The sequence below is a fragment of the Friedmanniella luteola genome, assembly GCF_900105065.1.
Classification (GTDB): Bacteria; Actinomycetota; Actinomycetes; order Propionibacteriales; family Propionibacteriaceae; genus Microlunatus; species Microlunatus luteolus.
In genome coordinates this window covers 1,370,852-1,391,144 of the sequence record NZ_LT629749.1, presented here as the reverse complement: position 1 = coordinate 1,391,144, position 20,293 = coordinate 1,370,852, and the positions used below count along the sequence as shown (strand labels likewise).

The following is a 20,293-nucleotide window of genomic DNA, read 5'->3' as shown; positions in this document are numbered from 1 at the left end:
TCAAGAGAGCTGGAGGAACGCGACATGGTGGTCTGGAGCCCGAGCACGTACCTGCAGTTCGCCGACGAACGGGGCCGGCCCTTCGTGGACCTGCTCGCCCGCGTCGGCGCGGAGGACCCCGCCACCGTCGTCGACCTCGGCTGCGGGCCCGGTCAGCTCACGGCGACCCTGGCCCGGCGCTGGCCCTCGGCCTCGGTGCTCGGCGTCGACTCCTCCCCGGAGATGGTCGCGCAGGCCCAGGAGCACGCCGACGGGCGGGTCCGGTTCGTCCTGGGCGACCTGCGCACGTGGACGCCGGCGGCCCCGGTGGACGTGCTGGTGAGCAACGCGACCCTGCAGTGGGTGCCCGGGCACCGGGTGCTGCTGCCCCGGCTGCTGGCCGCGGTCCGACCGGGTGGGTGGCTGGCCTTCCAGGTCCCGGGGAACTTCGCCGAGCCGAGCCACGCCCTCCTGCACGCCCTGGCCGCCGACCCGCGGTACGCCGACGCGACCCGGGGCGTCGCCCGGCCGGCCGCCGCGGACCCGGCCGACTACCTGGACGACCTGACCGCGCTCGGCTGCACCGTCGACGCCTGGGAGACCACCTACCTGCACGTGCTCGCGGGCCCCGACGCGGTGTTCCGCTGGATCTCGGGCACCGGGGCCCGCCCGGTGCTGCAGGCGCTGGACGACGAGCAGCGGCCGGCGTTCGAGGCCGAGTACCGGTCCCGGCTCACGGCGGCGTACCCGGAGCGCGCTGGCGGCACCGTGCTGCCGTTCCGCCGCGTCTTCGTGGTGGCGCAGCGAGTTGTGGCGGGCCGGTGAGCGGGAGCGGGTCGTGGGGCGCGCCGGTCACCCTGCGCGGCGAGCGGCTGGAGCTGACCCCGCTGCGGCTGTCCGACACGGTCGCCTTCCTGGCCGCGCTCGGCACGGCCGAGGAGTCGGCGGAGGTGACGGCGCACCTGTCCTACCGGGTGCCCGACCTCGCCGCCGCCCGGCGGGTCGTCGCCACCCTGCTGACCACGCCCGGTCAGCAGCCCTTCGCGCAGCGGCTGGTCGGCACGGGCGAGCTGGTCGGCACCACCTCCTGCTACGAGGTCGACCCCGTCCGCCGCAGCCTGGCCATCGGGAACACCTGGCTGGCCCGACGGCACTGGCGGACCGGTCTGAACACCGAGTCCAAGCTGCTGCTGCTGGAGCACGCGTTCAGCACCCTCCGCGCGGAGCGGGTGGTGTGGCACACCGACATCCGCAACACCCGGTCGCAGGCGGCGATCGAACGGCTGGGCGCCGAGCGGGAGGGCGTGCTCCGCCACCACCGCACGCGGCCCGACGGCAGCTGGCGCGACACCGTCCAGTTCGCGATGATCGCGGCGGAGTGGCCGGACGCCCGCGCCCGGCTGCGGACCGCCCTCGCCGCCGCCCGCTGAGGACGGCACGGCGGGCCGCCGGGGCCAGCCCGGCTCACCCGGCGGCGGGTGCCGCCCCGGGATCGACGACGGGCGCCGGCCGGGCGGGGGCCGCGACGGGCGCCGCGCCCTCCGCGCGGGCACGCCGGCGCACGGCGAGCCCGGCCAGACCCAGCACCGCGAAGCCGTAACCGGCCATGCCGGCGATGACACCCCAGGCCGCGACGTCGTTCACGCGCCCGGCCCCAGGACCCGGTCGCAGCGCCCGCAGCGGGCGTACCCCGCGGTGTACGGACCGCCGGAGCGGACCGCGGCCACGTGACCGCTGACGTCGCACCACCGTCGCCGGACCCAGGTGGGCCGGCTGCGGGCAGCGCGCAGCGTCGTCTTGAGCAGCATGAGAAGTCCCCCGAAATCTCCGGCCGGCCGGAGCGTTCCCGGCCGCCGATCCCCTGATGGCAGCGCTCCCACGAGACGTCGGCACCGCGGGAACGGTCGTGGGGGAGGTTCGGTGCCGGGGGGCGGACGGATGGGTCGTCGGCTCGCCTGTCGGCGGCCGCCGGCTCCGACGTACGCTGCCCGGGCCGGAGCACGAGGGCGCCCGGCCGGGCAGGAGCGCGATGAGCACGCAGGACCAGGACGGCCGGCCCGCGGTCCGGGTGACCCGGGACGACGACCGGGGACGCTACGAGGGCCGGCTGGACGGCGAGGTGGTCACCGTCATCGACTTCCACCGTCGCGGCGACGTGCTGGCCTTCACCCACACCGGGACCGCGCCCCGGTTCCGGGGCCGGGGACTGGCCGGCGAGACCACCCGGCAGGCGTTCGAGGACGTCCGGGCCGCCGGGCTGGCGGTCCAGCCGGTCTGCTCGTTCACGGTCCGCTACGTCGCCGAGCACCCCGAGGTCGCCGACCTGCTGGCCTGAGCGCTCCGGGCCGGCGGCCAGTGCCGGGACGGGAGCGGGGGGTCAGGCGCTCGCGCGGGCGCCCAGCAGCGTCGTCTCGTCGCTCACCCACAGGCCCACGAGGCCCCGGAAGTGGGCCAGGAAGCGCTCGTGCTCGGCGGGCGGGTAGGTCGCGCGGACCGTCTCCACCAGGACGCGGTCGAAGTCGGCCGAGGAGACCCAGGCCAGCACCCGCTCGTCGAGGTCCGGCAGCGCCTCCGCGCAGAACTCCTCGTACCGGTCGCGCTCGAAGTGGGCGTCGGCCAGGGCCTGGTAGCGACCGAGCTTGGCCTGGTAGTCCAGCCCCGGGTCGTCGGCGACGGCGAACCAGGGGGCCGTGTCGACGTGCAGCCGGGACCGTCGGCTCGTCGCGGCGCAGAAGGCGGTCCAGCGGACGAGCGCCCGCATGGCCCAGGGGAAGTAGTAGTGCAGCGAGGTGACGGCGACGTCGGGGCAGGCGTTGGCGTAGTCGATCGGCAGCACCTGGTCGCCCTGCACCAGCATCTCGCAGGAGTTGAACTCCCAGCGGAAGAAGGCGTTGACGGTCTGGGCGATCGTGATGGCCTCCTGCCCGGTCTCCGGGGTGAGGAAGTCGTGGTCGACGGCGTACCGGTCGTGCATCGGCTGGTCGGGCCGGAAGTGCATCACCATCGACTCGGGACCGATGGTGAGCGCCCGCGCGAAGACGTCGAAGGGCTCGACGGCCTTCTGCAGGTGCATCAGCATCTCCCCGGAGTCGTCGTAGGCCGCGCGGAGCGCTGCCTCGTCCTCGACCCGGGACACCCCGCGCCAGCCGCCGCCGTCGAACGGCTTCATGAACAGCGGGTAGCCCATCTGCTCGGCGACCTGGGCCAGGTCGAAGGGGTCGTTGTAGTTGCGGGAGGTGTAGGCCCAGCGGACGTTGTCGACGGGGTGCTTGTAGGGGACCAGGACGGTGTCCGGCACCTTCATCCCCAGCCGGATCAGTGCGCAGTAGGCGGCGTGCTTCTCCATGGACTGGAACGTGAAGGGCGAGTTGAGCAGGTAGACGTCGTCCATCAGGGCGACCTTCTTCAGCCACTCCCGTGGGTGGTAGTACCAGTAGGCGAGCCGGTCGATGACGATCTCGTGCCGGGCGCGGTCGCGGAGGTTGAACGGGGCGATGTGGACGCGCTCGGTGTCGAGCACGTGCTCGGCGCCGGCGTGGGAGAAGGTCCCGACGGCGCGGGTGATCGCCTCGAAGGCCTGCGGCCAGTCCTCCTCGGCACCCAGCAGCAGACCCACCAGGTGGCGCTGTGCGGTCATCTCGTCCCCCTTCGTCTCTCCGGTCGGATGGCTCCTCGGTCCCGCGCTCAGCAGAACCGTGGCAGGTGGTGGGCGAGCTGGCGCTGCCACCACACCCAGTCGTGGCTGACGTCGTGCCCCCACACGTCGAGCTCGCAGCGGATCCCCCGCTCCTGCAGCAGGTCGGCGGTCCGCAGGGTCGAGGGGAGCGCTCCGGTCGGGTGGGTCTCCCAGGCGCCCTGACCGACGACGAGCAGCACCGACAGCCGGCTGCGCAGCCACGCCAGGTGGTCCCCCTCCAGGTTGGGCACGTAGTCGGCCGGGTTGGCGAAGTAGGTGGCGTCGCCCCGCTCGCCCCAGGCCCGCCAGGTGGTGACGTCGTAGTTGCCGGAGAGCCCGATGGCCAGCGGTGCGAGGTCCGCGCGCTGCAGGGCGAAGTGGACGGCGTGGTAGGCGCCGAGGCTGCAACCCGTGGTGATCAGCTCCGCGCCCGGGGCCGTGTCGTCGTGCACGGCCGGGACGAGGGCGTCGATCAGCCACCGGGTGTAGAGGCTGTGCCGGCGGGCGCGCTCCTCGGTCGGCAGGCTCTGGTCCGACCACGTGTCCGCGTCGATCGAGTCGACGCAGAACAGCTTGACCCGGCCCGCCTGCAGCAGCGGCCCGACCGCGTCCACCATGCCGTTCTGCTCGAAGTCCCAGGCCCGCCCGGCCTCGCTGGGGAAGGCCACGACCGGGCGGCCGTAGTGGCCGTAGCGGATGACGGTCATCCCGCGGTCGACGCCGCTGCCCAGCGGCAGCTCGAACTGGTGCCGGTTCACGGTGCCATCCTGGCGGCCCCCGGCCGCGCCGTCGTGGGGCGGCGGCGGGCGTTCCGCAGACTGGTCATCCGGCCCGCCCGGCCGGGGTCGGGACTCGCAGCTCGGCGGGCAGGTCCAGGCCGCTGCGGTGCAGCTCCACCTCCGCGAGCCGGGTGATGACCGCGCGGTCCCCGGCCCGCCAGGCGGCGACCGGGTCCGGGCTGATGCGGGCGAGCACGTGCACCGGCTGGGCGGCCAGGGCCCGGAGCGCGAACAGGTCGAGGTCGGCGCTGGAGTCGAGGAAGGCCTGCGCGGCCCGGGCCCGGCGGTGGAACCGGATCCGCCGCGGCAGCCAGAGCGCGAGCACGACGGCGACGGGAACCAGGAAGGTCAGCCAGCCGGTGAGCGCCGCGATGCGCTCGACCACGACGACCGTCCGCTCCGCCGAGGCGATCAGGTCACCCAACGAGCCGGAGGCGGAGTCGAAGGGCCGGCGCAGCTGCTCGCCCAGGCCGGGCACCTGCCCGGCCTCGCCGGCGGCGTCGGAGAAGGTGCCGGCGATCCGCTCGGCGGTGCGGGCAGTCTCCCGCGCCGGCCCCGCCAGCAGCGACACCGTGCGGTCCACCACCACGCCGACGACGGCCCACAGGACCACCCACGCCAGCACCAGCCCGTCCCCGAGCAGCTGGCCGGCCCGTCGTCCCGGCCGAGACGCGTAGATGCCCATGACCGGACCCTACAAGTGACGCCCCGACGAGCCCGGGGAGCACCGCCAGCCGCTGCGGCGGTGGCACGATGAGCCGATGCGTCCGCTCCCCGACGTCCCTCCCCCCGTGCCGGCCCGCCCCCGCCCAGCTGCCCGGCGCGCACGTCCGGTCCGTCGTGGTGCGCCGCTGGGGGTGGCCGTGCTGCTGCTGGCCGGCTGCACCGCCGGTCCCGGTCCGGACCCGGACACCGGCAGCGACGGCGCCCAGGCCGCCGCCGACGCCCTCGCCGCCGGGCTGGCGGCCAAGGACGTCACCCCGGTGGCCTTCGCCGGGGGGACCGGCGCCGACGTCGAGGCGCAGCTGGACCCGCTGGTCGCCGGCATGGGTCCGCTGGCCCCGGCCGTGACGGCCGGTCCGGTCAGCACGGACGGGGACACGGCCCGCAGCACGCTCAGCTACCGCTGGACCTTCCCCGGGGTGCCGACCCCGTGGACCTACGAGGCCCCGGCCGAGCTGGTGCGGGAGGCGGGCGCCTGGAAGGCGCGCTGGCAGCCGACCCTCCTCGAACCGTCGCTGGACGCCACCCACCGGCTGTCGCAGCGCCGGCTCTACCCCGAGCGCGGGGAGATCCTCGGCGAGGACGGCGACCCGCTGGTCACCCTGCGGACGGTCGTGCGGATCGGGATCGACAAGACCGCGGTCAGCGGTGCGGCGGCGTCGAGGTCCGCGCGCGAGCTGGCGGACCTGGTGGACGTCGACGCCGACGCCTACGTCGCGAAGGTCGTGAAGGCGGGTCCGGCCGCGTTCGTCGAGGCGATCACGCTGCGGGCGGAGTCAGAGGACCGGCCCGACGACGAGGACGTCCTCGCGATCAAGGGCGCGCTGCCCGTCGAGGACCGCCAGATGCTGGCGCCCAGCCGCACCTTCGCCCGCAGCATCCTCGGGACCGTCGGTGAGGCGACGAAGGAGGACGTCGACGCCGCGGAGGGCGCGGTGGTCGCCGGTGACCAGGTGGGGCGCTCGGGGGTGCAGCGGCGCTACGACCAGCAGCTGCGCGGGGTGCCCGGCGTGCAGGTCGTCCGCGCCGAGCTGACCGCGGCCGGCGCGAGCCCCTCGCCGAGCCCGTCGGCCAGCCCCTCGCCGACGGCGGGCCCGACCCCGGCCGCCAACCTGTTCCGGGCGGCCCCCACCGCCGGGAAGCCGCTGGAGCTGACCCTCAACCAGAGCCTGCAGGACCTCGCCGAGTCGGTGCTGGTGGGGACCGAGCCGGCCAGCGCGCTGGTGGCCGTCCGGCCGTCGACCGGGGCGGTGCTCGCGGCCGCCAACGGCCCCGGGGCCGGGGACCAGGCCGTGGCGACCACCGGCCAGTTCCCGCCCGGCTCGACCTTCAAGGTCGCCTCGGCCCTCGCCCTCCTGCGGGCGGGGCTGACGCCGACCTCGCCGGTGCGCTGCCCGGCGACGCTCGAGGTCGACGGCTTCCGCTTCAAGAACTACGACGACTACCCGAGCAGCAGCCAGGGCCGGATCGACCTGCAGACCGCGCTGGCCCAGTCGTGCAACACCGCGTTCATCGGCGAGCGGGACGAGCTCGGCCCGGGCGACCTGGCCGGAGCCGCCGCGTCGCTCGGGCTGGGCACCGACTACGACGTCGGCTTCCCCGCCTTCTTCGGGGCGGTGCCCGAGGAGAAGACCGAGACCGGTCGCGGTGCCGCGATGATCGGGCAGGCGAAGGACCAGGCCTCGCCGCTGGCGATGGCCGCGGTCGCCGCGTCGGTGCAGGCCGGGGAGACCGTCGTCCCGCACCTGCTCACCGGCACGGTGGCAGAGCCGGAGGGCGCCCCGCTGACCGGGGACGAGGCGGAGCAGCTGAAGGCGATGATGCGTCGCGTCGTCACCCAGGGCAGCGCCGGCGGCGTCCTCGGCGACCTGGGCGGTCCCGCCGTGATCGCCAAGACCGGCACCGCCGAGTACGGCGACGACGAGCCGCGCAGGACCCACGCCTGGATGATCGCGGCCCAGGGCGACCTCGCCGTTGCGGTGTTCGTCGCCGACGGCGCCTCCGGCTCCCGGACCGCCGGACCCCTGCTGGCCGACTTCCTCCGCGAGTCCCGCTGACCGGGTCGTCGTCCGACGACTGCCGCGCCGACGCTGACTAGGCTGGCCTCCCGGCCCGGACGGTCGGGGTGGGCCTGGTCGCGCGGGTCCGTGCGAGCGGGATGAGGTGACGGTGGGCGGCAGCCACGGGCACGGGTCGCAGGGCCACGGGGCGCACGCGCACGGGCCGTCGGGGGCCGGCGACTCCGGGCGGGTGCTCGGCCTGGTCCTCGGGATCACCGCGGCCAACTTCGTCGCCCAGGTGGTCGGGGCGGCACTGTCCGGCAGCCTGGCCCTGCTCGCCGACGCCGGGCACATGCTGACCGACGTGATGGGCCTGACCCTCGCCCTGGTGGCGGCCGGCCTGATGACCCGGGCGGCGTCGACCCGGCGGACCTGGGGCTTCGTCCGTGCCGAGGTGCTCTCGGCGGCGGTCCAGGCCCTGGTGCTGAGCGCGGTGGCGGTCTACGTCCTCGTCGAGGGCGTCCGCCGGCTGCTGGAACCCCCGCCGGTGGCCACCGGTGCGATGCTGGCGTTCGGCGTCGTCGGCCTGGTCGGGAACGCGGTGGCCATCGCGCTGCTGACCCGCAGCCGGACCGCCAACCTCAACCTGCGGGCGGCCTTCCTCGAGGTGGTCAACGACGCCCTGGGCTCGGTGGCCGTCATCGTCGCCGCCGTGGTCATCGCCACCACCGGCTGGCTGCGGGCGGACGCGGTGGTCTCGCTGCTGGTCGGCCTGCTGATCCTGCCCCGGGCCGTGCTGCTGCTGCGCGAGGCGGCGGCCGTGCTGCTGGAGTCCACCCCCCGCGGCCTCGACCTCGACGAGGTCCGCCGGCACCTCCTCGAGACCCCGCACGTGCACGACGTCCACGACCTGCACGCCTCGCAGATCGCCACCGGGCTGCCGGTGCTCAGCGCCCACGTCGTCGTCGACGACTCCTGCTTCAACGACGGGCACCTGCCGTCGATGCTCGACGCCGTCCAGCGGTGCGTCGCCGACCACTTCCCCGTCAGCATCGAGCACTCGACCTTCCAGTTCGAGCCGCTGAGCCACGTCGACCACGAGCACGCCACGCACGCCTGACGCCATCGGTGTGGATCAGCGTCGTCGCGCGGGTCCCCTCCTGCGGCACCTGCGCTCCGAGCGCGCCGAAAGGCGGGCTCCGAGGAGCCCGCCTTCCGGGGTGGTGATGCCTGCGGTCAGCCGTTCGTCAGGGTGAACGGAGCGCTGGCTCCCAGCTCCTTCCCGCTGCCGTCGAACAGCTTGGCGACGATCTGACCGGGGTTCGCGGTCCCGGTCAGGGCGGTGGTGCGGAACCGCCCGTCGAAGGTGGAGCCCGTGGCCGGGGCCACTGCGGCGACCAGCGGGGTCGGACCGGCGTACTGGGTGGTGAAGGTCCCGTCGGCCGACTTGCGGAAGAACCGGACGACGCTCGAGGTCAGGGCCGGCTGGTCGGTCGTGCCCTGGATCCGGGTGTCGGCGTTCTTCCAGCGTCCCGTGGAGATGGTCACCTTCGCGGAGGCCACCGGGGTGGTGGCCGTAGCCGCACCCGACGGCGCGCTCGCCGCGGTGCCGTAGAGCGCCTTCACGGTGAACGAGTACTTCGTGTTCGACGTCAGCCCCGTGACGACCTGGTTGGTGTCGGTGGTGACCGCGGGCTGGGTGGCGAGCGGCGTCGTCGTGCCGTCGGCGGCCACGGTCGAGGCCTCGACCTGGTAGCCGGTGACCGGGGTGCTGCTCCCGGCGGGGGCGACCCACTTCAGCGCGACCTGCCCGATGCCTGGGGTGGCGGCGAGGCTGGTCGGTGCGTTGAGCACCTGGGCGCCGGCCGGCTTGTAGAAGCCGACAGCCTGCTTGGAGATGTTGCCGGCCCGGTCGATGGCCACGGCGTGCACCTCGGTGAGCGCAGTGATGGCGATCGGGGACTTGTAGAGCTGAGCCGTGTCGCCGGGCAGGTCGCCCAGGACGGCCTCGCTGCCGTCCGTGGTGAAGTACACGTCAGCCGCCGACTCGGAGCCGAGGGTGACGCTGGAGGCTTCGACCGCGGTGTCGGCCGTGTTGCCCGACGCTGCCGGGTTGATGGTCAGGTTGGGCGCGGTCTGGTCGGCCGGCAGCTCACCGGTGCCCGTGGGGGGAGCCAGGTCGAAGGGGTCACCCATCTTGACGCCCGCCATGGAGCGGACCTCGACGGTGTAGCTCGTCACCGCCGGGTCGACCGTCAGGGTCGCACCGGTGGCGGAGGCAGCCACCCGGGCGCCGACGAACGTGCCGTCGCCCTTGAAGGCCTCCACGTTGTAGTTCGTGACGGCAGGGGTGCCCGCAGGGGCGTCATCCGGCGTCCACTTGACGGCCAGCTTGGTCTTGTCCGCGGAGCGGGTGGCCGAGTAGCTGCCCTTCGGCGGGGCCACGTCGGCGGGGCCCGCCGGGCAACCACCCATGCCGGGGCCGCCGAACTCGCCGAACTCCGAGATGGTGAGGCCCTGGCGGTTCGCGTCCGCGTCCTCGACCTGCCAGGACATGAAGCGCTCGACCTGGGTCGCGGCGGCGATCTGCGCCGCCTTGAGGGTGTCGAAGTTGAAGGTGGCGGTGAACTTGCCGCCAGCCATCTCCAGGTTCGAGGAGTAGCCGCCCTTGGGCGCGACGGTCAGGCCCCCGGTCACCGCGCGCACGTCGCGGCGACCGACCTCGGCGGTGAGGTCGGGGTTGACGATCCGGACCTCGGCCTGCCCGGCGATGACGTCGGAGCCGTAGGTGCCCTCGACGGTCACGGTGCTGCCGCTGAGGGCCGCGTGGGTGGTGGCGGTGCCGGTGCTGGTGGTGGTGTCACCGCTCGCGCCGTCGGCGAACTTGATCGAGACCTTGTCGCCCTTCTGGATGTCCGGCGTGACGTTGAGGCCGGTGCCGGCGCCCCAGCAGTAGCCGCCGGGGTGGTTGATCTCGAAGGCGACGTCGCCCTCGGCGACCGTGCCCACGGCGGAACCGACGACCTGGCTGCCGCGCGTCACGGTGACGGTGGCCTGCTCCCCGATGTGGTCCTGATAGCCCTCGATGGTGACGAAGTCGCGGTCGGGGAAGACGACCACGTTGTCCGGGAATTCGGGCACGGCCGCGGAGGCCGAGCCCGTGGCGAGAGCGGTGAGGCCGCCGGCGCCCATCAGGGCCGCCACAGCCAGGGCTGCACCGCGCCCCGCTCGGCTGCCTCGCCTCGCCGACGACCTCGTCGTCGGCCTTGCTGCTGTTCCGTTCAAGGTGTCCCCCCTGAGTAGTGGAGGAGTCCGCTGCCAGACCCCCGTGCGGCCTCCGTCGGCCACACACCACTCTGCTGAGAACGCCCCCGCGTGTGAGGCCTCATCGAAGGGGGTGGGAACCACCCATATGAGGGGGGCGGGCCGGTCCCGTCCCTCGGCCACCCGCTGACGGTTCACGCCGGTGCCGGCAGCATCGCCCGGTGCGGGACGGCCCGCCAGCCCTGGTCGCCCGCCTCGACCAGGCCGAGGCCCTCGAGCACGTGCAGCGCGGCGAGGCAGGACGGCACGGGGACGCCCGCGGCCAGCGCGATCTCACCGGACGACACCCGGCGCCGGGCCGGGGTGGCCTCGAAGACCGCCAGCTGATCCTCGGTCAGCGCATCGGTCGCCCGTTGCGGCGTCACCCCGGGCGAGACCGGGTGCTCCCCGAGCCCGGTGACCAGCTCCAGCACCTCCGCGGCGCAGGTGACCAGGGTCGCCTGGCCGTTGCGGATCATCAGGTGCGGTGCCGTCGAGGCCCGGGAGTGGACCGGCCCGGGCACCGCCATCAGCGGACGACCGCACTCCAGCGCCCAGCCGGCCGTGTTCCGGGCCCCAGAGCGCAACGCCGCCTCCACGACGACGGTGCCGCCCGCGAGCGCGGCGATGAGCCGGTTCCGGGCGAGGAAGCGGACCCGGGTCGGGTGGGCACCCGGGGGCAGCTCCGACGCCACGAGGTGCTCCTTCGCGACCGCCTCGAACAGCGCGGTGTTCCCGGGCGGGTAGACGACGTCGACACCGTTGGCGACCACCGCCACCGTCGGGCCGTCCGCCGCCAGGGCCCCGCGGTGGGCGGCGGCGTCGATCCCGAACGCCATCCCCGACACCACCGTCACGCCGTGCTCGGCCAGCTCGGCCGCCAGGTCGGTCGCGATCCCCGAGCCGTAGGCCGTCGCCGCCCGCGAGCCGACCACCGCCACCGAGCGGGCCGCCAGCGCGGGCAGGTGACCCGGCCCGCGGAGCCACAGCCCGAACGGCACCCCGCCCCGTCGCTGGATCGGGTCGACGTGCGCCAGGTCGTCCAGCCCCGGGACCCACTCCTCCTCCCCCGGGACGACGAACCGTGCTCCCACCCGGGCGCCCAGCCGCTCGACCACGTCGACGTCCGTCGCGGCGGCCCGGCGGGCCAGCGGCTCGCCCAGCGCGCCCTCGGCGATCTTCGCCCAGGCGCCCTGGGCCCCGACCCGGGCCAGCAGCCGGGCCGCCTCCGGCTCGCCGCCGTCCACGGCGCACGAGAGCGCCATCCGCGCCCGCTTCTCCGACCACATCAGCCCGCCTCCGTCCGGTCCAGCTGCTCGCCCCGACGCATCGCCAGCGCGACCGCCACCTCGTCGCTCCCCGGCCGGTCGCGGCCGGCCAGGTCGGCCAGCGTCCAGGCCACAGCGTGGGAAACGAACTAGCGTAGGTCTACCGTCCTGCGGCTAGAGACAGAACGGCCTCGGGCGGTGTTGGAGCACCGACCGAGGCCTAGATCCCACCCCTTCCAAAACAAGGAGTCAGACCCATGGACGAGACTATGTTCCGCGCCCTGTTCGAACTCGGCGCCAAGCTGGAAACCCGGTGGATCGACGCCGACGGGGCGGAGAGCATCGCCCGCGGGGCCGGGATCATCCGCGATCCGCACATCGGCTCCCACGTGCGCGACCGCTCCCGGGAGAAGTACCTCACCGGACTCCTCTTCGACGTCGCCTACGCTGTAGCGGCGAAGACCGCCAACCCTGCCGCCTTGGAGCCCGGTGATGGCGAGGCAGACGACAGTCCGATCGAAGAGCCGCTGCGCCGGTGGGCCAGGCGCAGTGCGCGCCAGCTGGAGAAGCTGCTGGACGGCTTTGAGGTGCCCAGCGAGCCCGAGCGGTGAGGCGGTAGCGGTGCCGGCGGAGCAGTGGTTCACAACTGAGGACGTCGCTCAGTCCTGGCAAGTTCCGCCGAGGTTCGTGCGGACGCTCATCAGGCGCGGCGAGCTCAGGGCGGTGAACTTCGGCAGCAGTCGCAAGCCCCGGTACCGCGTCTCGCGACGAGACGTGGAGGAGTTTGAGCAGTCCCGACTCACCTGGTCTGAGCCGGTCGGCACTCCGCTACGGGGTAGTGCAGTGCAACGCCCATCGAAGCGCCTCGTCTCCGAGCCTGGCGCATATCCGGAGATCTCCCACGTGGTCTGGCGCCTGCGCGACGACGGGACCAGAATGCTCGACCAGCCCCCGCTGATTCGTCATGATCTCGACTGCCTGCACTTCAAGCGGTGGGATCGGCAGACGACCCACCAGTTTGAGGCAGCCACGGAGGACCAGCTGCGGATGCTCCCCGCGTGCGGATCGTGCATGCGACAGCGCAGAAAGAGCGCTCCCGGCGCTGGCCGGCCACCACGAAGGGTGACCGGCTAAGCGACCACGACAAGGACCGCGCGGCAACACCGTCCAGGAAGCCGAGTTCCGCCGCATGGCCCTGACCCAGCCGCCCCTCACCCTCCGCCAGCTCCACTGGCTCCTCGCCATCCCGTTCCGCGCCCTTTACAACTGGGGGCCGAGGGCCCGTTCATGCCCGTCCGGCGCAACAGCCCGCGCCGGGAAGCTGTACGAGGTCGACCACGGGAGAAGACCCGCACCGCCTGAGCACCGTCGGTGCCGTCATGTAGGTTCCTCGACCATGGCAACGGAGCCGGCTACCGGCGTTGTAGAGACCCTTACCCTCCGCTTCGAGGGCAAGGAGGAGGACGGCTCCGAGGTGCAGGAGCTCCGAGCCTCTCACGTCGCCGAAGTGCTGCAGGGCCTCGTCGGACTGAACGGCGAGTTCGCGAAGGCCGGCGTCTTCGGAGAAGGGGCGGCCGGCTCGGAGGTCCTGGTCAGGCCAGCGCGCGAAGGCTCCTTCCTGATCGAGGTCCTGAGGATCGTGCAGGAGAACCCCGAAGCAGCGGGCGGAGCCGTCGGCGTGCCCTCGCTGAGCTCCATCATCTGGTGGTCGACGAAGTCAGTCCGGGCCGGTGTCGCCGACTTCGATTACCTCGAGAACGGCAACGTCAAGGTCACCTGGCAGGACAACACGGCCGCGGAGATCCCGCAGGCAGCCTGGGTCGAGCTGCAGAAGCGGGACAAGCCCCGGAAGCGGCACCTTCGGAAGATCCTGGCCCCGTTGAGCGACCCGCGCGTGGCATCAGTGGCGATCGAAAACCCCCCGGCAGACGCAGACGCAGACACCAGCGACCAGCCTGAACCCTTCGAGCTGACGAAGCCCGACTACGACGCCACACGGGCGGACGAAGAGGTCACCGAGCAGCAGAACATCTTCGAGACGGAGGCCCAGATGGCGGCCATCGACTTCGACAACCCCAGGAAGTGGAGAGTCAGAACCAAGGAGGCTAGCCGGGCGGCTATCGTCGAGGACGAGGACTTCCTCGCGCGTGTCGCGAACGGCTTGGCGATCCGCAAGACTGACATCTTCCGACTGCAGGTGCGCGAGGACACGGTCGAGAAGAACGGGCGGACCACACGAACCTGGACGGTCCTCAAGGTCGAGAGCTTCAGGAGGGCTGCACATGACGATGACGCATAGTCAGCGCTCACAGCGCCGCCTGGACGCAGCGGGCCTCGTCCTCCTGCTGATCGGCCTCGCCTCGGGGGTGTTCGCGTACTGGCTGATCGCAGACCGCGGGCTGAACGCCCTGATCCTGGTCCCGTCTGTCATCGCTTCCTACATCGGCGCCACTCACCTCACCAAGCGCGAAGCATTGCGCAGCAGGTAGATTCACTGGTTGACCAGCTGGTGCACCCGCTGGTGCGAGACGCCGAGGATCTCACCGACATCGCGGAGTGGCACGCCGGCGTCGACCAGGCCCACAGCGACATCGCGGGTCTCGGCAGCGAGGCGGACCTCACGCTCGGCGATCTCGGCTCGCTCGCGGTACAGGTCGGCCAAGCGCGATGCCTTCACGAGCCCGAGGTCTGGGAGGCGTAGCTCCACTTGCACGCCGTCGACCGGAGCGTCGGTGGTGACAGCGATCGCCTCGCGGGCCATTTGCTCGACCTCGCCGAGCCGGCGGGCCTGGCTGGTCACGTCGAGGTCAGGGACCTCGAGCATCCACCAGCGCCCGTCGCGGGTGACGTTCACCTGGTACTTCACTTCGCCTCCTCGATCGCCTTCAGGATCTTGCGGTAGACACCCGGCGAGATGGTCCGGTGCCCGTCCGGCACCGGCACCCCGACGTTGCCCTTGGTCCACCACGTGTGGCTGCCCACCGTGCGCTGCGGCTCGAAGCCCTCGCTGCGGAGCAACTTGAGGACCGTCCGGGTGGGCTGCTCACTGACCATGATTTTAGTCTAGTGTGATAGACAGTATCAAGTCAAGTGGGATAGACAGATTGCCCGGAGTGGCCAAACTAGGGTCGGTTGCTGCGTAGCGCTGTCGCTCTTGGCGCGCTTATCGCGTATGCGCATGCCCCCTAGCACGCGCGTCCGTGGTCCCCGGGCTCAGTAGTCGCCTAGCTTCCGACCGTTCGGATCCGCCCGCACTGGCCGCAGACGTTCCGCCGGCACCCACTCGTGTTGCACGAGCGGCCGACCTTCCTCGTCCAGACGCACCGTGGCGACCAGCGCGGACCAGCGGTAGGAGCTGCGGCGCCAGTCGAGGACGAGCCCTTGGAGCGGCGGCACTTGAGGCCCGGATTGAGCCACCCAAACAAACCGGGTCGAGCGAGGCCGCGGCCACTCTCGATCCTTCCGGTTCTGACCCACGGCTCAGATTAGAACAGGTGTTCGATGTCTGGTCAGGGCATGAGCGACTAACACGCTAGGTGCCCTTCTGACGCCTAAGCCGGCTGCGCAGCAGGCGAAGCTCCTCAAGGGCGACGGTCAACCGTTGCTCGGCAGCGGCGGCTTGGTCGGGTCTCAGAAGCTCGACCTGCACCTGGCGGGCGAGCTCGGCCGCCTCCGCTGCAAGAACCACCGTTCCCTCGGTTCGCCCAACGCTCTGATGGCGCTGCTCCTCAAGCGCACCAGGGAACGAGGTCCGGCCGATCGCCGCCAGGCGCAGCGCTTCGTCGTCGACGTGAAGGCCGGGCCGGACGAGGATCAGGTAGTTGGCGACGTGCAGTCCTTCTGATCCCACCTTGCTGTGGGCCACCTCCGCCGCACCCTCCTCCACCAACTGGTAGGCAGCCCGGCGGGCGGCGTTCATCTCGGCACGCGTCGGCGGCCGTCCAAGATGCTGATGGATGGTTGCCCGGACGCCGGCAGCCTCCGCGTGCTCGAGCGACTCCGACAGCAGCACAACCCAACGTCCCCGACGCGCCTGCGCCCAGCATGGCGATTCCGCCCGCCGGCCACAGAGGGATCCGGTAGCCCAAAGCGCCCTCGTGGAGAAAAGTTTCAGAGAGATGAGCGTCACTGGCGGGTGAGCTGCGCGGCGCCTTGGGGGTGGGGCCCCGGGTGACCGAACGGGGTCAGGCACGAGGCGCCATCGAGTGTGCGAGCAGAAACTAGGACGGGTTGGCCGAGGAGGCGTCCGCCGCCAATCACAGGAACCCCCCTACGCCCGTCTGAAAAAAAGGAATCACTGGCGGGTGAGACGCGTGGACCTGAGGGGGTTGGGACCCGGGGGCGCGCTGCGAAGTGAGGCGACGTCCGACGCAGAAGGATCAACGCGAGGATGATGTCTCGACTCGCTCCCCCCTTCGATCCGGTTTCCCGCCCGCTATGGACTCGGGGCCGGTGACGTTAACGCCGGAACGTCGCCTCGGTCTTGGGGTCAGCCCTTGGCCTCGATGCGGGCTGCTCGGTCCTGGTCTCGCTGATCGAGCTCGTCAGCGACGAGGTTGCGTGCGAGCTGGTCGACGGCTTTGGCCAGCACTGTCGCGGCCGCGTTGTTGGCAGGCCGAGAGGGGATGGGCGCGAGGCCGAGGCGTGATGCTGCGCCGCTGGCGTCGGCGGCGGCGTGCGCCTGTCGCAGCTGAGCCGCCTGGTAGGCGACCCAGGCCTGCCCGATGTCACTGCCGGCGACGGCTTGGACCAGCTGTTGTCCGGCCGCGGTGATGGCGCCGGCGTGGTCGGTCTCGGAGTAGGCGTTGACCGTGTCCTGGTCGAGCTGCCTGGCGCGCTCGGTCTGGCGCTGCAGCTCCTCGTCGCGCGCGGCCTGAGCGGCGGCCTGGGCCTTCTCGTGCTGGGCCAGCAGCCGGGCTGCCTTGGCCTCGAGGTCGGTGAGGTCGGTGGTGGTCACGGTGCTCCTCCGGTGATCTGCTCGTAGCTGGTGGGGTCGGTCTGGTGGAGCTGCTGGTGGGTAGCGAGGTCGGCCTCGTACAGGCCAACAGCGATGTGCACGCCGGGTGGCAGGGCAGCAAACTCGGTCGGTCGCTCCTCTCGCATCTGCAGGAGCGCCTCCTTTTCCTCGCTTCGGCGGAAGGGCCCGCCACGGGCGAGGCGCTCCTTCATGGTGCGATTGGTCGGGCTGTCGAAGTTGGGCATGAGGTCCTCTTCTTGGGCTCTTAGGTTGGTGAGTATGTGGGCGTCACTGGCGGGTCCGGCGGGCGACCTCAAGGGGGTCGGGCCCCGGGTCGCGCTGCGTTCTTCGTGAGGTGGTGGTGTGGGGAGCGCGGGTTCATCGCGACCGCCGGAAGTGCGCCGGCGGCGGCAATCGCGAGAGCGTCGCTGAAGTTGGCGCCTTTAAGGCTGGCCGAGACGTCGACGTACTTCACCCCGTAGTGACGGGCCAGGTCTCGCGGGTTCGGGAGTGCGTACTCGGTGGGGCCGGTGATGACCGGGCCGGTGATGGTGAGCGAGCGTGCGCGCCACATGCCGGGCCCCTCCGGAACGCCGTTGAACAGCTCGGCTGGTGCGGTGCCGAGGGCTCGGAAGTGGGCGGTGACTCTCTGTCCGGCTGGCGTGGCGAGGAAGGCTGTGCGGCGGCTGATTCTGTCGTCGCGGATGGCGTCGTGTGCGGTGACTCGGACGAGCGCTGGCACCGGGAGGATGTGGTAGCCGTGCCGCTCGCCGCCAGCCAACAGCGCGTCTCGGCGGTCGTTGAAGTCGTCGACGCTGTCGAAGTTGTCCTGGATGTGGTTGACGATCGGCAGGAAGGCGTGCGGGGAGGTGCGCATGTGTTCGCCTGCAGCTGCGAGCGCCTCGACGTTGTCCGCTCCGCGCCAGCCGCACTGGCAGTTCAGCGCGGGGATGTCGGCGTCTGGGTGCACCGCCAGGGTTCCTCCTCGTCCGGGCATCCGGTCATAGCTGCAGCCGGCCTGCGCGTGCGTTGGGAGGGGCTCGAGGGCTCCGACGAAGGGGGAGGCGAGGCGTCCGCGATGGAGCCAGTAGAGACGCCACAGATCGACCTGCCCGGCGCGCTCAGTCTTGGACTCCCGCAGCGGGGCATCTGCTTGACGCACGGCGAAAGCGAAGTCGAGCAGGTCAGCGTTCGATGGATCGCCGGCGGTGTCTGGCCGCTTGGCTGCCGGCGCCTTCGGCTCGGGGGCACGGTCACCGAGGAGGAGTGCCGCCTTGAAAGCCGGATTGCAAAGGACGTAGGGGCTCCGCTTCTCGCGCAGCAGCTGGAGGGCGGCCGGCGCGGTGTGGCCGAGCTCGACCAGGGCGAGTGCTGCAGTGAGCCCGGACCGGTTGAGACCGGCGTGGCAGTGGACGAGCACCTTCTGGCCTTGGGCGACACGTTGCGCCACGAGGGCGGCGGCGTCTCGGAAGACCTGCGGGTCTTGTGACAGCGAGTCTTCGGCCGGCATCTCGACCAGTTCCGTGCTGGCGCCCAGGACGTACTGCCGCTGCCGGTGGAACGAGATGACGAGGTCGAAGTCCTCGGGCAGCTTGGCTCCGGCGACGAACCCGCCGATCCAGAGGCCGTCGGCCACGTGACTCATCAGAGGGACCGAGAAGCGGCCGGTCGGGGTGTAGCCAGCCGGGAGGTTGCCCTCGATGCGGTAGGCGGTGACATCCGGGGTCACGCTGATGCCTTCCGACTCTCGGGTCGCGGCCGCGGAGTCCGATCGACGCCGGCCCAAACTCCGAAGCGCTCTGAGGTCTCGTCGGCGGCTGCTGAACACAGGTTCAACACGGGGCAGCCCGCACACCAAGCGGCGGCGTGCTTGCGCTCCTGGTTGTTGTCGGAGGTCCAGTAGTCGCGGGTCACCGGGTCCCCGCACCGCGGCCGATCCCCTCTGCTTGCGAGCTGGACAAGAGCGCGGGTCAGCTTTTCGAGGGCGTCCATCAGGCGGCGCCCGAGACCTGGTGCTGAGGCTCAGCGCAACCTGGGCACTCGTCCGGCTTGTAGTGATGGCGGTTGTGCGGGAAGTCGGCGAATAGGCAGCAACCGGGGCGATGGTGGTGCTTGTCCGTCACCGGGGGCGCGGCATCGCCCGGAGCTCCAGCGGAGGACGATGACCGCCCTGCCCCCGACCCCTTCCCCAACCCTTCGGGTTGGGTCGGGTCGGGTCTAGTCGGGTCGGGTCTAGTCGTCCACTTGTCTGCAGTGGAGTCTCCTGCGGAGTCCTCAGTGGACATTGGCGCTACGGGACAGGTTCTCTCAGAGCAGATTGAGTGGTTTCCGTTGCGGTGCAGCCGTTGCCGCCGCTTGTCTTCCGACCACCGCGCGCGAGTCTTGTGCTGCTCGTCCGCAGCGATGCCGTGTGCCGTGAAGGTGTCGCAGTGGTACCCGTCGTCGGTGACTCGCCAGAGGCCAGAGTCGACCAGCTCGGACCACGCCGGGGCGATCTGAGCAGGGTCTACGGGACAGACCAGGCGGCTCGCACGAGCTCGACTGATTGCCCCGTCGGTGGCTTGTTCGTTGCAGTACGACAGTGCCCAGACGTGCACCACGAACGCCGCCGGCGACACGTCAAGCCACCGGTCGTCCTCGAGGTGCCGGGCCTCGAACTTGATGTAGCTCACGCGGCTGACTCAAGGCGTGAGGGGTGATACTGCCCGAAGCGCACCAGGGGAACCGGGGCGGGCCCGACGATCTTGCATCCCCGACCAGGCGTTGCGGAGCAGTACGGGCACGGGACAGCCCGCGGACCGGTCAGAGTCACTTGGACGGCAAGTTCTTCGCAACGCGGTGTGCATTCCTTGCCGTGCCACGCGCTGGCCATCACGACGCCGCCTGGCCTGCGTTCATGCGCCATAAGGGCTTGAGCTCAGCGAGGTAGACGGTGCTGCTCTGACCGGCACAATGCGCTCGATTGACGGCCCGCTCTGCGGCGGCCGCGGTCAGGAAGCAGCGCCGACGGAAGCGGCCGGCAGAGATCTCTACGACGATCACGAAGGTGCCATCGACGTGCTGGGCGACCTCGTCCCGAGGGTCGATGGGCGCAAGGCTCGCTGCTGCGAGCTTGACGGAGGGTGCTACCTGGCTGGGGCGTCCTCTTCGCGTTCTCCGGCTCATGCGGCTGCCCGCCTGTGCTCAGCGTCGCCTGACCGAAGCGCAGCTGCGATCCGGTCGCACTGCTCGTCCGTGAGCAGCGGCGCGGTGCTGAGAACCTTCTCGACGACGAGCGCGATGGCGTCGACTTCTGCTTCACGCCTGGATGGCAGGCGCGTCGCGCGGCCCCTGTTCGGGTTCACGCAGCATTCCCGCCGGTCGGAATCTGCGTGAATAGCGCGTCCACTTGATTCAGGTCAACCCGGATAATGCGTGGCCCGAATCGATAAGCCGCGAGGTCGCCGCTCGCGATGCGGCGGCGAATGGTGATCGGCGAAACCTTCGCCGCCTCTGCGGCGGCCTGGATGGAGTCCAATCTGCGGTCTGACATGCCAGCTTCCTCCCGAGAGGTCCCATGACCTCGACGAAAGAAAGGCTAAGTGCACTTCTGACGGATCTCAGGTGTG

At 71.7% G+C, this 20,293-nt stretch carries 26 protein-coding genes; 9 read left to right on the top strand and 17 right to left on the bottom strand.

Translation table 11 applies throughout. The annotated features are described in order from the left end of the window. Positions 1-24 precede the first annotated feature (24 nt). Both BLT72_RS06590 and BLT72_RS06585 read left to right on the top strand, forming a co-directional pair. Positions 25-804, top strand: coding sequence for a trans-aconitate 2-methyltransferase (locus BLT72_RS06590; protein WP_091411299.1), 780 nt, complete (start codon positions 25-27; stop codon positions 802-804). Continuing rightward, entirely contained in the window at positions 801-1,409 is a 609-nt protein-coding gene (locus BLT72_RS06585; protein WP_091411297.1) for a GNAT family N-acetyltransferase, read from the top strand. Before BLT72_RS06590 ends, BLT72_RS06585 begins: the two co-directional genes overlap by 4 nt. Before the next feature lie 34 nt (positions 1,410-1,443). Here the strand turns inward: BLT72_RS06585 and BLT72_RS06580 are convergent, their stop codons facing one another. Both BLT72_RS06580 and BLT72_RS22105 read right to left on the bottom strand, forming a co-directional pair. Beyond that, a complete protein-coding gene (locus tag BLT72_RS06580; RefSeq protein WP_091411294.1) occupies positions 1,444-1,623 on the bottom strand; it encodes a hypothetical protein in 180 nt (59 codons plus the stop codon). Then, entirely contained in the window at positions 1,620-1,787 is a 168-nt protein-coding gene (locus BLT72_RS22105) for a hypothetical protein (protein ID WP_157720327.1), read from the bottom strand. Before BLT72_RS22105 ends, BLT72_RS06580 begins: the two co-directional genes overlap by 4 nt. 221 nt (positions 1,788-2,008) lie before the next feature. Between BLT72_RS22105 and BLT72_RS22100 the strand changes: the two genes are divergently transcribed. Further along, entirely contained in the window at positions 2,009-2,314 is a 306-nt protein-coding gene (locus tag BLT72_RS22100; protein WP_157720326.1) for a GNAT family N-acetyltransferase, read from the top strand. Between the two features lie 42 nt (positions 2,315-2,356). Here BLT72_RS22100 and BLT72_RS06570 read toward each other — a convergent pair whose 3' ends face one another. The 3 genes from BLT72_RS06570 to BLT72_RS06560 form a co-directional block, all read right to left on the bottom strand. Beyond that, a complete protein-coding gene (locus BLT72_RS06570; protein ID WP_091411289.1) occupies positions 2,357-3,616 on the bottom strand; it encodes an ATP-grasp domain-containing protein in 1,260 nt (419 codons plus the stop codon). A gap of 47 nt (positions 3,617-3,663) precedes the next feature. Continuing rightward, a complete protein-coding gene (locus BLT72_RS06565) occupies positions 3,664-4,413 on the bottom strand; it encodes an esterase family protein (RefSeq protein ID WP_231930389.1) in 750 nt (249 codons plus the stop codon). A gap of 64 nt (positions 4,414-4,477) precedes the next feature. Further along, positions 4,478-5,119, bottom strand: a complete 642-nt coding sequence (locus BLT72_RS06560) for a hypothetical protein (protein ID WP_091411287.1) — start codon at positions 5,117-5,119, stop codon at positions 4,478-4,480. 76 nt (positions 5,120-5,195) lie between these two features. On the opposite strand from BLT72_RS06560, the gene BLT72_RS06555 reads away from it, so the two are divergent. Both BLT72_RS06555 and BLT72_RS06550 read left to right on the top strand, forming a co-directional pair. Further along, positions 5,196-7,214 (top strand): penicillin-binding transpeptidase domain-containing protein, encoded by a 2,019-nt coding sequence (locus BLT72_RS06555; protein WP_157720325.1) that lies wholly within the window; start codon positions 5,196-5,198, stop codon positions 7,212-7,214. A 112-nt stretch (positions 7,215-7,326) separates the two neighbouring features. Beyond that, positions 7,327-8,277, top strand: a complete 951-nt coding sequence (locus BLT72_RS06550) for a cation diffusion facilitator family transporter (protein ID WP_091411282.1) — start codon at positions 7,327-7,329, stop codon at positions 8,275-8,277. Between the two features lie 116 nt (positions 8,278-8,393). On the opposite strand, the gene BLT72_RS06545 is transcribed toward BLT72_RS06550, so the two are convergent. The 3 genes from BLT72_RS06545 to BLT72_RS23420 all read right to left on the bottom strand — a co-directional run bounded on the left by BLT72_RS06545 (position 8,394) and on the right by BLT72_RS23420 (position 11,862). Beyond that, positions 8,394-10,361: a fibronectin type III domain-containing protein gene (locus BLT72_RS06545; RefSeq protein ID WP_091411280.1), complete on the bottom strand. Its 1,968-nt coding sequence runs from the start codon at positions 10,359-10,361 to the stop codon at positions 8,394-8,396. A gap of 254 nt (positions 10,362-10,615) precedes the next feature. Beyond that, the gene (gene dprA, locus BLT72_RS06540) at positions 10,616-11,749 is read right to left on the bottom strand and encodes a DNA-processing protein DprA (protein ID WP_172826032.1); all 1,134 of its coding nucleotides are present in this window, start codon (positions 11,747-11,749) and stop codon (positions 10,616-10,618) included. After that, positions 11,749-11,862 carry a hypothetical protein gene (locus BLT72_RS23420; RefSeq protein WP_157720324.1) on the bottom strand — a complete coding sequence of 38 codons (114 nt, stop codon included), beginning with the start codon at positions 11,860-11,862 and terminating at the stop codon, positions 11,749-11,751. Before BLT72_RS23420 ends, dprA begins: the two co-directional genes overlap by 1 nt. A 123-nt stretch (positions 11,863-11,985) precedes the next feature. Between BLT72_RS23420 and BLT72_RS22090 the strand changes: the two genes are divergently transcribed. The 4 genes from BLT72_RS22090 to BLT72_RS06525 all read left to right on the top strand — a co-directional run bounded on the left by BLT72_RS22090 (position 11,986) and on the right by BLT72_RS06525 (position 14,217). Next, positions 11,986-12,339: a hypothetical protein gene (locus tag BLT72_RS22090; RefSeq protein WP_157720323.1), complete on the top strand. Its 354-nt coding sequence runs from the start codon at positions 11,986-11,988 to the stop codon at positions 12,337-12,339. Beyond that, positions 12,221-12,862 carry a helix-turn-helix domain-containing protein gene (locus BLT72_RS23490; RefSeq protein ID WP_091411277.1) on the top strand — a complete coding sequence of 214 codons (642 nt, stop codon included), beginning with the start codon at positions 12,221-12,223 and terminating at the stop codon, positions 12,860-12,862. The genes BLT72_RS22090 and BLT72_RS23490 overlap by 119 nt, the downstream gene beginning before the upstream one ends. Before the next feature lie 262 nt (positions 12,863-13,124). After that, entirely contained in the window at positions 13,125-14,027 is a 903-nt protein-coding gene (locus BLT72_RS06530; RefSeq protein ID WP_091411275.1) for an LAPAL motif-containing putative phage structural protein, read from the top strand. Further along, complete coding sequence (locus BLT72_RS06525; protein ID WP_197677212.1) at positions 14,011-14,217, top strand: hypothetical protein; 207 nt, start codon at positions 14,011-14,013, stop codon at positions 14,215-14,217. The genes BLT72_RS06530 and BLT72_RS06525 overlap by 17 nt, the downstream gene beginning before the upstream one ends. Before the next feature lie 2 nt (positions 14,218-14,219). On the opposite strand, the gene BLT72_RS06520 is transcribed toward BLT72_RS06525, so the two are convergent. From BLT72_RS06520 to BLT72_RS06485, 9 genes are all read right to left on the bottom strand, one after another. Next, complete coding sequence (locus BLT72_RS06520; RefSeq protein WP_091411273.1) at positions 14,220-14,594, bottom strand: hypothetical protein; 375 nt, start codon at positions 14,592-14,594, stop codon at positions 14,220-14,222. Next, positions 14,591-14,782: a type II toxin-antitoxin system HicA family toxin gene (locus tag BLT72_RS06515; RefSeq protein WP_091411271.1), complete on the bottom strand. Its 192-nt coding sequence runs from the start codon at positions 14,780-14,782 to the stop codon at positions 14,591-14,593. Before BLT72_RS06515 ends, BLT72_RS06520 begins: the two co-directional genes overlap by 4 nt. A 478-nt stretch (positions 14,783-15,260) precedes the next feature. After that, the gene (locus tag BLT72_RS06510; protein ID WP_091411269.1) at positions 15,261-15,740 is read right to left on the bottom strand and encodes a hypothetical protein; all 480 of its coding nucleotides are present in this window, start codon (positions 15,738-15,740) and stop codon (positions 15,261-15,263) included. Positions 15,741-16,217: 477 nt separating this feature from the next. Continuing rightward, positions 16,218-16,685 carry a hypothetical protein gene (locus BLT72_RS06505; protein ID WP_091411267.1) on the bottom strand — a complete coding sequence of 156 codons (468 nt, stop codon included), beginning with the start codon at positions 16,683-16,685 and terminating at the stop codon, positions 16,218-16,220. Next, positions 16,682-16,930, bottom strand: a complete 249-nt coding sequence (locus tag BLT72_RS06500) for a hypothetical protein (protein ID WP_091411265.1) — start codon at positions 16,928-16,930, stop codon at positions 16,682-16,684. The genes BLT72_RS06505 and BLT72_RS06500 overlap by 4 nt, the downstream gene beginning before the upstream one ends. Before the next feature lie 68 nt (positions 16,931-16,998). Continuing rightward, positions 16,999-18,414: a protein-tyrosine phosphatase family protein gene (locus tag BLT72_RS06495; RefSeq protein WP_091411263.1), complete on the bottom strand. Its 1,416-nt coding sequence runs from the start codon at positions 18,412-18,414 to the stop codon at positions 16,999-17,001. After that, positions 18,411-18,677 (bottom strand): WhiB family transcriptional regulator, encoded by a 267-nt coding sequence (locus tag BLT72_RS23485; RefSeq protein ID WP_091411261.1) that lies wholly within the window; start codon positions 18,675-18,677, stop codon positions 18,411-18,413. Before BLT72_RS23485 ends, BLT72_RS06495 begins: the two co-directional genes overlap by 4 nt. Positions 18,678-19,353: 676 nt before the next feature. Then, entirely contained in the window at positions 19,354-19,557 is a 204-nt protein-coding gene (locus BLT72_RS23480) for a zinc finger domain-containing protein (protein WP_425349237.1), read from the bottom strand. A 468-nt stretch (positions 19,558-20,025) separates the two neighbouring features. Next, a complete protein-coding gene (locus BLT72_RS06485; protein ID WP_091411259.1) occupies positions 20,026-20,217 on the bottom strand; it encodes a MerR family transcriptional regulator in 192 nt (63 codons plus the stop codon). Positions 20,218-20,293: the final 76 nt, after the last annotated feature.